At 65.4% G+C, this 13292-nt stretch carries 11 protein-coding genes; 4 read left to right on the plus strand and 7 right to left on the minus strand.

Annotation, left to right across the window (positions count from 1 at the left end):
- Positions 1-1177: hypothetical protein (locus EN738_RS19065; RefSeq protein ID WP_245494578.1), on the plus strand; the 1177-nt coding region annotated here is incomplete at its 5' end.
- Positions 1178-1370: 193 nt separating this feature from the next.
- Here the strand turns inward: EN738_RS19065 and edd are convergent.
- The 3 genes from edd to zwf all read right to left on the minus strand — a co-directional run bounded on the left by edd (position 1371) and on the right by zwf (position 5425).
- The gene (gene edd, locus EN738_RS19070) at positions 1371-3194 is read right to left on the minus strand and encodes a phosphogluconate dehydratase (RefSeq protein ID WP_127285053.1); all 1824 of its coding nucleotides are present in this window, start codon (positions 3192-3194) and stop codon (positions 1371-1373) included.
- A 66-nt stretch (positions 3195-3260) separates the two neighbouring features.
- Complete coding sequence (gene pgl, locus EN738_RS19075) at positions 3261-3974, minus strand: 6-phosphogluconolactonase (protein ID WP_127285054.1); 714 nt, start codon at positions 3972-3974, stop codon at positions 3261-3263.
- Positions 3956-5425, minus strand: a complete 1470-nt coding sequence (zwf, locus tag EN738_RS19080) for a glucose-6-phosphate dehydrogenase (protein ID WP_127285055.1) — start codon at positions 5423-5425, stop codon at positions 3956-3958. The genes pgl and zwf overlap by 19 nt, the downstream gene beginning before the upstream one ends.
- A gap of 254 nt (positions 5426-5679) precedes the next feature.
- On the opposite strand from zwf, the gene EN738_RS19085 reads away from it, so the two are divergent.
- Positions 5680-6441 carry an SDR family oxidoreductase gene (locus tag EN738_RS19085; protein WP_127285056.1) on the plus strand — a complete coding sequence of 254 codons (762 nt, stop codon included), beginning with the start codon at positions 5680-5682 and terminating at the stop codon, positions 6439-6441.
- 83 nt (positions 6442-6524) lie between these two features.
- Positions 6525-7829: a Mur ligase family protein gene (locus tag EN738_RS19090; RefSeq protein ID WP_245478195.1), complete on the plus strand. Its 1305-nt coding sequence runs from the start codon at positions 6525-6527 to the stop codon at positions 7827-7829.
- Here EN738_RS19090 and EN738_RS19095 read toward each other — a convergent pair.
- The 3 genes from EN738_RS19095 to EN738_RS19105 form a co-directional block, all read right to left on the minus strand.
- On the minus strand, positions 7813-8862 hold the full coding sequence (locus EN738_RS19095) for an SH3 domain-containing protein (RefSeq protein ID WP_245494579.1): 1050 nt from the start codon (positions 8860-8862) through the stop codon (positions 7813-7815). The genes EN738_RS19090 and EN738_RS19095 overlap by 17 nt on opposite strands.
- Before the next feature lie 100 nt (positions 8863-8962).
- Positions 8963-10249: an FAD-binding oxidoreductase gene (locus EN738_RS19100; RefSeq protein WP_127285059.1), complete on the minus strand. Its 1287-nt coding sequence runs from the start codon at positions 10247-10249 to the stop codon at positions 8963-8965.
- 126 nt (positions 10250-10375) lie between these two features.
- A complete protein-coding gene (locus EN738_RS19105; RefSeq protein WP_127285060.1) occupies positions 10376-11809 on the minus strand; it encodes a glutamine synthetase family protein in 1434 nt (477 codons plus the stop codon).
- Between the two features lie 163 nt (positions 11810-11972).
- Here EN738_RS19105 and EN738_RS19110 point away from each other — a divergent pair, with 163 nt between their 5' ends.
- The gene (locus EN738_RS19110; RefSeq protein ID WP_127285061.1) at positions 11973-12686 is read left to right on the plus strand and encodes an HAD family hydrolase; all 714 of its coding nucleotides are present in this window, start codon (positions 11973-11975) and stop codon (positions 12684-12686) included.
- Between the two features lie 39 nt (positions 12687-12725).
- Here the strand turns inward: EN738_RS19110 and EN738_RS19115 are convergent, their stop codons facing one another.
- Positions 12726-13187, minus strand: coding sequence for a response regulator (locus tag EN738_RS19115; RefSeq protein WP_127285062.1), 462 nt, complete (start codon positions 13185-13187; stop codon positions 12726-12728).
- Positions 13188-13292 lie beyond the last annotated feature (105 nt).

Raw genomic sequence — 13292 nt, forward strand, 5'->3', positions numbered from 1 at the left:
GAAATACACCGAGGACAAGGCAACCGTCGTCCTCATCACCGACGGGCTCGAGACCTGCGGCGGCGACCCTTGCGCGCTGGGCAAGGAACTGGAGGCTTCCGGCGTCGACTTCACCGCCGATGTCGTCGGCTTCGGCCTGACCGCCGACGAGGGCAAGCAGATCGCCTGCCTCGCCGAGAACACCGGCGGCAAGTATATCCAGGCCTCGGATGAAAAGGCGCTGCAGGAAGCGCTGGTCGAGACCGTGGCGGCGCCGGCCCCGGCACCTGCCCCCGAACCTGCTCCGGCCCCCGCGCCGGCGCCTGAGCCCGCCAAGCCGGAATTCAATTTCATGCCGAGCGTCGTCCTGGCCGAAGGCGGCCCGGATGTCAGCGACAACAGCAATGCCTGGGAGATCTACAAGGCCAACGCTGACGGCACGCGCGGCGATCAGGTCATGACCGAGTATGGCGAGCTCAAGACCAGTCTCGAGCCGGGCGACTACATCGTCGTCGGTCGCGCCGACGAGGCCAAGGTCGAGCAGAAGCTCAAGGTCGAGGCCGGCCAGGTCTACAAGCCGCTGTTCACGCTGAATGCCGGCACGCTGGTCATTCATCCGCACGCCAGCCAGGGCGCCGAGATCAGCGGCGAGGCCCGCGTCGACTTCGCCTATCCGGGCGGCAGCACCACCCATTATGGCGACGCCAAAGCCACAGTGCCGGCGGGCGAGCAGAAGGTGACAGTGCAGATCGGCGCCGGCACGGTGACCGAGACCGTTCAGCTGGCCGCCGGGCAGACCGTCGAAAAGGATATCGTCGTCGGCGTCGGCCATGCCGTGCTCAATGCCTACTACACGGCGGGCGGCGACAAGGCGGATAATTCGGGCATGGGCTTCGAGATCGTCAAGGCCAAGAAAAAGATCGACGGCACGCGGGAAAGCGTCGAGCACTCCTACGGACCGGACAGCAAGTTCTGGCTGCCGCCGGATGACTATGTCGCGATCACCACCTTCGATATCGCCGTGGTCGAGCAGCCCTTCAGCATCAAGGCCGGCGACAACCAGGACGTCAAGGTGACGCTCGACGCCGGCGTGCTGGCGATGTCGGCGCCCGGCGCCTATTCGATCGAAGTGCTTTCGTCGAAGAAGGACATCGAGGGCAAGCGCAAGTCGCTTGGGCTAAGCTATGGTGACAGCTGACAGCAGACCATTCCGGCGGGCGACTATGTCGTCGTGCGCCACGCCTCCGACCAGGGCCAGGACAAGGAGACGCCGGTGACGGTGAAGGCCGGCGAACGCGCCGAGGTTACCGTCCAGTAGGTAGCGCTTCCGTCTTCTGGAGAAAAAGGGGCGGCCGATGAGCCGCCCCTTTTTCTTGGATGGAATTGCCGACTCAGGCGTTCCCGAACGCCGCGGCGCCGTGATCGGCGCGGCCGACGAGTTGCCGGAACCCGGCGAACAGCTCGCGGCCGAAGCCGAACTCGTTGCCGATGAGATCGGCATCCGCCGTGCGCCGCAGCGCGAATTCCGCGCCCGGCACCAGCACTTCCAGCGTGCCGGCATCGGCGTCGAGCCGGATGATGTCGCCGTCATGGATCCTGGCGATCGGGCCGTCCTCGACCGCTTCCGGCGTGACATGGATCGCCGCAGGCACCTTGCCGGACGCGCCCGACATGCGCCCATCGGTCACCAGCGCCACGCGCTGGCCGCGATCCTGCAGGATGCCGAGCACGGTGGTCAGCTTGTGCAGTTCCGGCATGCCGTTGGCTTTCGGCCCCTGGAAGCGGATGACGGCGATGAAATCGCCGGTCAGCGTGCCGGCCTTGAAGGCCTCGTTCAGCCCTTGCTGGCTGTCGAACACTTTTGCGGGCGCCTCGATGACGCGTCGCTCCGGCTTCACGGCGGAGGTCTTGATGACGGCATGGCCGAGATTGCCGCCAAGCACCTTCAGGCCGCCGGTCGGCTGGAACGCCTTCTTGAAAGGCGCCAGCACCTTCTCGTCGCCGCTTTCCAGCGGCGAGGCCTCACGCACCACGCCGCCATCGGCGCCGAGCCTGGCCTCGACCGCATAGGGGCGCAACCCTTCGCCCCACACCGTCTGCACGTCCTCGTGCAATATGCCCTCGTCGAGCAGTTCGCGGATCAGGAAGCCGAGCCCGCCGGCGGCGTGGAAATGGTTCACGTCGGCAAGCCCGTTTGGATAGACGCGGGCCAGCAGCGGCACCGCTTCCGACAGGTCCGAAATGTCCTGCCAGGTCAGCGCGATCCCGGCGGCGGCGGCCATCGCGATCAAGTGGATCGTGTGGTTGGTCGAGCCGCCGGTCGCATGCAGGCCGACGACGCCGTTGACGATCGAGCGCTCGTCGATCATGCGGCCGACCGGCGTGTAGTCGTTGCCGAGCGCGGTGATCGACAGCGCGCGCCTTGCCGCTTCCCTGGTCAGCGCGTCGCGCAGCGGCGTGCCCGGATTGACGAAGGAGGCGCCCGGCGTGTGCAGGCCCATGATCTCCATCAGCATCTGGTTGGAGTTGGCGGTGCCATAGAAGGTGCAGGTGCCCGGCCCGTGGTAGGATTTGGACTCCGCCTCGAGCAACTCGGCCCGTCCCGCCTTGCCCTCGGCGTAGAGCTGGCGGACCTTGGCCTTCTCGTCATTCGGCAGGCCGGTGGTCATCGGCCCGGCCGGCACGAACACCGCCGGCAGATGGCCGAAGGTGAGCGCGGCGATCACCAGCCCCGGCACGATCTTGTCGCAGACGCCGAGGAAGACGGCGGCGTCGAACATGTTGTGCGACAGCCCGATCGCCGCCGCCATGGCGATCACGTCGCGCGAGAACAGCGACAGCTCCATGCCGGGCTGGCCCTGCGTGACACCGTCGCACATCGCCGGCACGCCGCCGGCCACCTGCGCGATGCCGCCCGCCTCGCGCGCCGCTTCCTTGATCAGTGCCGGATAGGTCTCGAAGGGCTGATGCGCCGACAGCATGTCATTGTAGGAGGTGATGATGCCGAGGTTGGGCACCCGGTCGCCGCCGAGCGCGACCTTCTCGGAAGGGCTGCAGACGGCAAAGCCGTGGGCGAGGTTGCCGCACGACAGCACGGCCCGGTTGGCGCTGCGGCCGGAGGCTTCTGCGATGCGGCCGAGATAGGCCTCGCGGCCGGCCTTCGAGCGTTGGCGGATGCGCTCGGTGATGGCTTCGATGTCGCGTCTGGCGGTCATGGCAACGGTCCTTTCAGGCGGGGTCCCTGAACTTTCCGGCAGCCGGGACCCTCGGTATGGTCAAAATCAGGGCGCCCAGAAAACCTCGACGGTTCTGGGTGCCGCATCGATCACGGCGCGGATGGGCTTTCGCTTTCCCGGCGCCATCGCATCTTCGAAGGCACTGCGTTTTTCCGCGCCCTCGATGTGCAGGGCGATGAAGCCGGCGGCGATGATCCTTGCCATCGACAGCGTCAGCCGGGGCTCGCCGGCGCTTGCCGCGTGCACCGGCAGCACGATCCTTTGCGAGGACGGATCGAGCAGTCGTGGCAGGTCGTCGGCGTCGGGAAAGAACGAGGCGGTGTGGCCGTCACCGCCCATCCCGAGCACGACCGCGTCGAGCGGCCAGGGCAGCGATGTCAGCGCCTCGTTGTCGGACAGCGCCGCATCCTCGATGCTTGCCGCTTCATGATAGAGCGGCACGAAGCGGGCGGCAGCCGCGGCGTTCTGCAACAGATTTGCGGCCACCAGCCCGGCATTCGAGCGCGGCGAGGAGGCCGGCACGAAACGCTCGTCGACCAGCGTCACCGTGACCTTGTCCCAGGCGATCGGGGTCTTCGACAGCGCCGCGAAGAACTTCGCCGGCGTCGTGCCGCCGGAAACGGCAAGCAGCGCCGTGCCGCGCTCGCTGATCGCCTTGGTCAGCCGCGCCGCGACATGGCCGGCAAGTGCTACCGCCAGCTGCTCGCGATCGGCGAAGCCATTCCAGTTGTAGGCGCCGCTCAATTGCTCTCGTGCCATGTCCGCCCATCGCGTTCGATCAGCGCGATCGAGGCCGACGGCCCCCATGTGCCGGCCGTATAGCCTTGCGCCTCCTGCCTGGCATTTTCCCAGGCGTTCTGGATCGGATCGATCCATTTCCAGGCCGCCTCGACTTCGTCGCGGCGCATGAACAGCGTCTGGTTGCCGCGCACCACGTCCATGATCAGCCGCTCATAGGCATCCGGCGCGCGCCCGTCGAAGGATTGCGCGAAGCTCATGTCGAGCGGGATCTGGCGCAGCCGCATGCCGCCCGGGCCCGGATCCTTGATCATGATGAACTGCTTGACGCCCTCATCCGGCTGCAGCCGGATCACCAACTGGTTGGCGAAGATCGGCCCGGCGCTGTCGCCGAAGATCGAGTGCGGGATCGGCTTGAACTCGATGACGATTTCCGAGACGCGGGTCGCCAGCCTTTTGCCGGTCCTGAGGTAGAACGGGACGCCGGCCCAGCGCCAGTTGGCGATCTCGGCCTTGATGGCGACGAAGGTCTCGGTGTTGCTGTCCTTGCCGAGTTCCTCGACATAGCCTTTCACCGGCCCTCCGGCGGATGCCCCGGCGCGATACTGGCCGCGCACCGTGTGCTTCGGCGCCTCGTTGCCGTTGATGCGCTTCAGCGCCCTGAGCACCTTCAGCTTCTCGTCGCGCACGGCGTCCGCGTCCATCGAGGACGGCGCCTCCATGGCGACGAGGCACAGAAGCTGCAGCATGTGGTTCTGCACCATGTCGCGCAGCGCGCCGGCCTTGTCGTAATAGGTGACGCGGTCCTCGAGGCCGACGGTCTCGGCGACCGTGATCTGCACGTGGTCGACATTGGCCGAGTTCCACAACGGCTCGTAGAGCGCGTTGGCGAAGCGCAGCGCCATCAGGTTCTGCACCGTCTCCTTGCCGAGATAGTGGTCGATGCGGAAGATCTGGCTTTCGTGGAAGTCGTCGCCGACAAGGTCGTTGAGCGCGCGCGCCGAGGCGAGGTCGCGGCCGATCGGCTTCTCCAGCACGATGCGCGAATTCGGCGTGATCAGATTGTGTTCCTTGAGCTTGTGCGAGATGTCGCCGAACAGCGCCGGCGCTACGGCCAGGTAGAAGGCGCGGATGCGGTCGCTGTCGCCGATCGCCTTCTTCAGCTTGTCGAAGCCGGCGCCGGTAGTCGCGTCGGCCGAGACATAGGAGAGCCGGGCGAGGAACGTCTCCAGCTCCTTCGGATCGATGTCGGCGGGCTTCACGTGGTCCGAGATCGCCTGCTTGGCGAATGCCTGGAACTCGGCGTCGGTCATCTTGGAACGCGACGTGCCGATGATCCTGGTCGGCTCGGAAAACTGATGGTCGCGCTGGCGATGATAGAGCGAAGGCAGGAGCTTGCGTTCCGACAGGTCGCCGGTGCCGCCGAAAATGATGAAGTCGAAAGGATCGACGGGGATGATCTGGCTGGTCATGGTCTGTCCGTTTTGACGCCGCGCTCAGGTACGAGGCTGATATATTCTAATCGATTTAAATATTCCAGTGCCATGGTGTCACAGGTGAGAACCGGTCGCTGGTTGTCGATTGGGTTCATGTGTGCCCTTGACACTGACGTAGCCCGGGGGCTTCTCGGCAAGCGGTGGTTCCGGGGGAGCTTTCGCAGGTGCAGCATAGAGCGGGATCGCGGCGAAAGCCAAAGGAGAAATGCCTTGCTTCGGAATGATCTTCAATGAGCGAAAAAGGCACGCGTCTGGAAAACAAGGTCGCCATCATCACCGGGGCCGCATCTGGCTTTGGCGAGGGCATGGCCAAGCGCTTTGCCGAGGAGGGCGCCAGGATTGTCGTCGCCGACCTCAATGCCAAGGGCGCCGAGCGCGTGGCCGGCGAGATCGGCGACAAAGCGATCTGGACCCAGACCGACGTATCGCAGCGCTCCGAATTCGACGAGATGGTCTATGCCGCCACGAGCGCCTTCGGCCGCATCGACATCATGGTCAACAATGCCGGCTATACGCACCGCAACGGCGACATGCTCGACGTCGACGAGACGACCTTCGATCTGATCACAGCCGTCAACATGAAGGCGATCTACCACGCGGCGCGCGCGGTGGTGCCGATCATGGAGCGGCAGGGCGGCGGCGTCATCCTTACCACCGCTTCGACCGCCGGCCTGAGGCCGAGGCCCGGCCTCACCTGGTACAATGCCTCGAAAGGCTGGGCGATCACCGCCACCAAGTCGATGGCGGTCGAGCTGGCGCCGAAAAACATCCGCGTCAACTGCCTCTGCCCGGTCGCCGGCGAGACCGGCATGCTGGAGAAGTTCATGGGCGCCGACACGCCGGAAATCCGCGAGAGGTTCCGCGCCTCGATCCCGCTCGGCCGCCTCTTGACGCCGCTCGACATCGCCAATGCAGCACTTTGGCTCGCCTCCGACGAAGCCGCTTTCATCACCGGCGTGGCGCTCGAGGTCGACGGCGGGCGCTGCATCTGAACGGCGGGCCTGAATTGACGAGCCGCCCGGGAACTGCATAAGGCTTCTCGAGGAAGCAGGGTGGCCATGCGATGAATGCCCGATTGCGCAAGATTCGCCGGAGCCTGTGGCACCGCCACAAGATCTACAGGGCCAGGCGCGCCCGTTCAAAGAGCAAGGCGACCTTCATCGGCGTCACCGGCAGTTCCGGCAAGTCGACGGCGGCGGCGTTGCTCGGCCATATATTGGCCAGCCATGGCCCGGTCTACACGCAGGTTCTCGCCAACGCCATCGATGCGCTGGCCAGCACGCTCTACAAGCGTATGTGGAAATCGGGCAAGGTCGATCACGTCGTGTTCGAGGCAGGCGCCTATGGCGTCGACACCATCAGGCCGATGGCGGAACTGCTCAAGCCGCATGTGGCTGTCGTTACCATGGTCCGCCTCGAACATTTGGCCAGTTTCAGGACCCTGGAGAACGTCGCCCTGGAAAAGCGCGCCCTGGTCGATGCGCTGCCACCGGGCGGTCTTGCCGTGCTCAACGCCGACGATCCGCATGTGCTCGGCATGGCTTCGGGCACCAGGCATCGCGTCGTCACCTTCGGCCGGACGGAAGATGCGGATTATCGTGTCACCGACACGCAGGCCGCCTATCCTGAAACGCTGAGCCTCAAGGTCCGGTGGCGTGGCGGCACGCTCGACCTGAAGACGCTGTTTCCGGCCGAGTATCTATGGCTGCCGACGGCGGCGGCTGTCGCCACCGCGCTGGAGCTCGGCGTGCCGCCCGAAAAAGTCGCGGCGCGCGTGGCGACGTTTCGGCCCTTGGTCAATCGCTGCCAGGTGCTCGTCATTGAGGACGGTCCGCACTTCCTGGTCGACACCGCCAAGGCCCCCTGGCATTCGATCAACCTCGCCATCGACATGGTGGCCAAGGCCAAGGTCGCCTCAAAACGCATCGTTCTCGGCCAGATTTCGGATTATGTGGGTTCGACCAGAAAGTACCGTGACGCCTACAACACCGCGCGCGAGGTCGCTGGCCAGGTGATCTATGTCGGCGACAACGCGCATCGCTCGGGCGCCGGCCAGGCCGACCGCGATGGCGGCCGCTTCGTCGAATTGCGAACGCCCAGGGAAGTCTCCGACCACATCAGGAAAACGGCAGTACCGGGCGAACTGATCCTGCTCAAGAGCTCGTCCAACCTTCACCTCGAGAGGGTCGCGCTCGCCTGGACCCACGATGTCAAATGCTGGGTCCCGGTTTGCGGAAAAAGGTCTGGATGCCAGGGATGCGGCCTGTTCGAAGTGCCCTTCGAGCAACATCGCGCCCACGTCAGAAAGCGCAGGCGGGCCCGGCTATGGCAGTGGCTTCGGCTGACCGGCGGCGATGAGGCTCTCAGGCGCCGGTCTTGATGTAGGTTTTGTAGACCCAGCCGCGCTTGCCGTTATAGACGATCTGGCACCACTTCTTGCAGCTTATGACCTGCACCGAGGTCTTCGCGGGCACGGTGACCATGGCCGCCGCTTTCTGTTTCGGGCCGGCTCGCATGGTGACGGCCCGCAGGATGCGTCCGGTACTGGCCGCGCTGGCTTCTTGAGGCTTTGGCTTGGCATCGTCGCCTGCGGATGCCTGCGCGTCCGGCGCCTGCGGGTCCGGCGCGGGAATGGCGGCGGTCTTGGCGCCGTCGGGATCGTCCTTTGCCGGCGCCGCGCTGGGCGCGGCCACCTTGGACAGCAAGGCGGTGGCGTCTGATTGAGGCGCCGGTTCGGCGAATGCCGTGTCGGTTGGCTTGGCGGTCTCTTCGGCCTGTCGGCCTGCCGGCTGATCAGATGGAGCAGGCGCGGGCTCGTTGGACGCGGTCTTGGTGTCCGGTGCGGTCCAGCGCGGGTCGTTGGACGCCAGCGCCGGTATCTTGGCTTCCTTGGCGGCGACGACGGCCGACACCGCGTCGGCTTTGCGCGCCGCCTGCGGCGCCACTGCGATCGCCGTGGCGTTCGCGCTGACGGGCGCGATCTTGGTTGTCTTGACCGGGATTGTCGGGACGCTTTGCGCCGGGCTAGCAATCGCTTGCCGGTCGCTGGCCGGCAGCGCCAGCCACAACGCAATCCCCGCCACGCCGAGCAGGGCCGCGGTGCCGACAGCGGCAATCACCAGATGCGAATTGGACCGCACGCCCTGCCAGAACGTGGGCCGCCTGTCATAGCCGAACTGCATTGCAAAGTGCCGCCGTTCCGGCGTGCCGAAACTGAAGGGCTCGTTCACTCTAACCACCTCCAATAGGTGGGCCGACGTTCTTTCGATCGGTGCCGGAGGTCCGGCGGTGATCGGCATCGGTCCCAAAAACACAAGCGGGCGGGCCCGCGAAAGTCCCCGTCTTACAGCCCAGAACCCGCATCCTTTGCCGGTGATTGTGGCATCAGTGCGCCCTTGCAACGAATTCTGCACCCTTGTTAAGGATTCCGCAACATGTCGCATCGGCACGAACTGCCGAATGGAATCAGGCAGATAGGCCGGAAGCTCCGTTCCGGCCGGTGCTTCCCCTGCGTCAGATCCTGTCGCGCAGGGCGAACCAGCTGAGCGCCAGGAACAGCAAGGGCGCGCGGAAACGCCGGCCGCCGGGGAAGGGCGGGACCTTCAGATCCTCGATCAGCTTCAGCCGGTCGCGGTTGCCGAGCACGGTCTCGGCATAGAGCTTGCCGAAGAAGTTCGACAGCATGACGCCGTGGCCGGAATAGCCGCCGACCGAGATGACATTGGGCATCACTTCGCGCACGAATGGCTTGCGCGGCACGGTGATGCCGACATAGCCGCCCCAGCCATGCGTGATCTCGACATCCTTCAACTCCGGATAGAGTTCCGCGATCTGGCGGCGGATGTGGATGTGGATGTCCTTCGGATCGTTGACCGCGTAGACCTCGCGCCCGCCGAACAGAAGCCGGCCGTCTTTCGACTTGCGGAAGTAGCGCACGACGAAGCGGGAATCGTCGACCGACTCGCCGCCCGGCAGCACGGTCGAGGCCGATCCGAGCGGCACCGTCGCGCCGATGAAGGAGCCGATCGGCATGATGTGCGCGGCGCTCACCGGCTCGAGCGTGCCGCCATAGGCGTTGACGCCGATCAGGCATTTCTCGGCCGTGATCGTGCCTTTCGGCGTCGTCACCCTCACCTTGCCGCCGCCGGAGACGATGCCGGTCGCCGGCGTCCGCTCGAACAGCTGCGCGCCGGCCCCGGCCGCTGCTTTCGCGGTGCCGATCACCAGCTTCAGCGGGTGGATGTGCCCGGTGCCGGTGTCGCGCGTGCCGCCGAAATAGCGCGTCGAGCCCAGCCGCTCTGCGGCTTCCTTCGCGTCCATGAAGGAAATGTGCGGGTAGCCGAAGCGGCTCGCCATGATCTCGGCATGCGCCTTGTAGTCGTCGACATAGCGCTGCTTGTGCGCCACCGACAGCTGGCCAGGCATGTAGTCGATCTCGATCCTGTTGAGGGCGGCAAATTCGAGCAGATGCGCCTTGGCCTCCTCGGCGAGGTCGAACAGCGCCTTGGCGCGGGAAAGGCCGTATTCCGCCTCCATCTCCTCGGCCCAGGCGCGCTGGCCGGTGCCGAGCTGGCCGCCATTGCGCCCCGAAGCGCCGTCGCCGAACCGATGCGCCTCGATGAGCACGACATTGCTGCCGGCCTTCGCCAGATGCGCCGCCGCCGACAGGCCGGTGAAGCCGCCGCCGACGATGACGACATCGCATTGGCGGTCGCCGTCGAGAGCGGGGTATTCGGGCCGTGATCCGGCCGTGTCCTCGTACCAGGACCGGCCGGGGGATACTGGGGATTGGTAGGGCATGGAAACGCCGGTGAATGGTGAATAGTGATGGCAGACGACTGTGAGGAGCGCGTTGGCTGCGTTCACCCGTCCAATATGAAACTACTCACCATTCACTATTCACCATTGACGCAGCGAGGCCGCCGCTCAGACGTTGAGCAGAAGATACTCCCGCTCCCACGGGCTGATCACTTCCATGAAGGTCTCGAACTCGGCCCGCTTGATCGCCGCATAGGTCGCGGTGAAGGACTTGCCGAGGATGGCGCCGAGGTCCTCGTCGGCCTCGAACAGGTCGACGGCCTCGAGCAGGCTGCGCGGCAGGTCGATCTCATCGGCGTTCGCGGTGGTCAGCACCGGGGGCTCGGCCTTGACCTTGTTGATCATGCCGATCAGCCCGCAGGCGAGCGACGCGGCGAGCGCCAAATAGGGGTTGGCGTCGGAGGACGGGATGCGGTTTTCGACGCGCCGCGCCGCCGGATCCGAGCGCGGCACGCGGAAGGCGGTGGTGCGGTTGTCGTAGCCCCATTTGTTGTTGACCGGCGCCGAGGCCGCCTGCGTCAGCCGCCGGTAGGAATTGACATAGGGCGCGAACATCACCAACGCGTTCGGCACATGCTTCTGCATGCCGCCGATGAAGTGGAAGAAATCGTCCGTCTCCGAACCGTCCTCGGCCGAGAAGACGTTCCTGCCGGTCTTCCTGTCGACGATCGACTGATGGATGTGCATCGCCGAGCCCGGCTGGCCCTGGATCGGCTTGGCCATGAAGGTGGCGTAGATCTCGTGCTTGAGCGCTGCCTCGCGGATGGTGCGCTTGAACATGAACACCTGGTCGGCGAGCTCGATCGGGTCGCCGTGGCGCAAATTGATCTCGAGCTGGCCGGCGCCTTCCTCGTGGATCAGCGTGTCGATCTCCAGGCCCTGTCCTTCGGAGAAGTGGTAGATGTCGTCGATCAATTCGTCGAATTCGTTGACGCCGGCGATCGAATAGCCGGCGCCGCCGCCGATCGGCCGTCCCGAGCGCCCGACGGGCGGCGTCAGCGGATAGTCCGGATCGGGGTTCTTGCGAACCAGGTAGAACTCGATCTCGGGCGCCACCACCGGCTTCAGCCCGCGATCGGCGTAGGCGGCGAGCACGCGCTTCAAGACGTTGCGCGGCGTGAACTCGACCGAGCGCCCATCCTGGTGGACGAGGTCGCAGATGACAGCCGCCGTCGGGTCCTCTTCCCACGGCACCACGGTCAGCGTCGAAAGGTCCGGCATCAACTTGAGGTCGCCGTCGTCCTCTGGATAGTGGAAGCCGTTGCCGTCCTCCGGATAGCCGCCGGAAATCGTCGTCATGAACACCGCCGAGGGCAGCGCCAGCGAGGTGTTGGAGGTGAATTTCTTCGACGGCATCATCTTGCCGCGGGCAACGCCGGCCTGGTCGGGCGTGATGCATTCGATGTCTTCGATGCCGCGCCATTCGAGCCAGGCGCTGACTTCCTTCCAGTTCTTTACGCCACGTTGGCTTTTCACGAAGGCAGGCGTGCGGGCGCGTCCTCCGCGGCTCGACGGACGGACTTCCTTTTTTGCAGGCGGCATCAGTCACCAGATTGGGTTGCGGATGGCGAAGTATAGCCGTGGCCGGCGATGGAAGGGAAGGGGAGCCGCTCGACCGGCCGCCGCTGTTGAAATTCGCGGCGGTGAGCTTAGGTTCGACGCCTCGCGAAATGCGACTACCTTACGCGCCGAACGCAGGACAGCCATGACCAGCCATGAACTGACGACGATCGGCTTCGATGCCGACGACACGCTGTGGCAGAACGAGCAGTTCTTCCGCCTCACGGAAAAGCGCTTCGCAGGGCTGCTTGCCGAGCATGGCGAGGCTGATCATGTTTCGGCAAGGCTGCTCGAGGCCGAGCGGCGCAACCTTGCCGTCTACGGTTTCGGCATCAAGGGCTTCACCCTGTCGATGATCGAAACCGCCATCGAGGTCAGCGGTGGCCGCGTGCCGGGGTCGGTCGTCGCCGAGATCCTAGCCGCCGGACGCGAGATGCTCAGTCATCCGATCGAACCGCTGCCGCATGCGCGCGAGACCGTGGAGAAACTGGCCGGCGCCTATCGTCTCGTGCTTATCACCAAGGGCGACCTTTTCGACCAGGAGCGCAAGCTGGCGCAATCGGGCCTCGGCGATCTGTTCGACGCCGTCGAGATCGTCAGCGACAAGAGCGCGGCCACCTATGCCCGTGTCTTCAGTCGCCACGGCGACGGGCCGGGGAAAAGCATGATGGTCGGCAACTCGCTGAAGTCCGACGTCGTGCCGGCCATCGAGGCCGGCGGCTGGGGCGTCCACGTGCCGCACGAGTTGACCTGGGTGCTCGAGCATGTCGAGGCGCCGACGGCCGCGCCGCGTTTTCGCCAGATCGCCGATCTCGGGCAATTGCCTGCGCTGATCGAAGGCATCGTCACGGCTGGCTGAGCCTGTCGAGATTTGCGGCCGGTCGACCCGAATTTCTGGTCAGCCGCGCACGAGCCCGATCAGCCGGTCGATCACCGGTTGCAGCCTTTCGGGAGTGATCGGCTTGGCGACCACGGCATCGATTACGCTGGATAGGCCGAGGCTCTCCGGTGTGCCAGTCTTGGTTGAAAGCAGGATCACCGAAGGCAATGCCTTGCCCGAGATCCGCCTGAGCGCGTCGATGCCGGAGATCAGCGCATCGCAGTCCTTGTTGTCGGCGCCGCCATCGAGCACGACTGCGCCGGGAATGAGGCCCCGCAACGCCTTCGCGGCCGTTTCAGGCGATTCGGAAATCGGCTTCAGCCCTGATTTCTCGACGATTTTCGCCACGACGACGCGATTGATCGGGGATCGTCCGATGACCAGCACCTGCGAGAAATCCGTCGCCAGGCCGGCATCCGTGCCGCGAGCCGCCGCATTGGGGTGGTCTGCAGTCCTGGTCTCTCGGTCAGTGGGGCTCATGGGCGGGCGGGCACTCGTCTCTGTTTCAATGCAGGGTTGAAACCTGAGGAACAATTGGCGTGAGATTGCCGCCGGTGTCAAGCTGAAATGGCTAACATCTGGAAT

The sequence above is a fragment of the Mesorhizobium sp. M4B.F.Ca.ET.017.02.2.1 genome (assembly GCF_003998955.1).
In the GTDB taxonomy this organism is placed as follows: domain Bacteria; phylum Pseudomonadota; class Alphaproteobacteria; order Rhizobiales; family Rhizobiaceae; genus Mesorhizobium; species Mesorhizobium abyssinicae.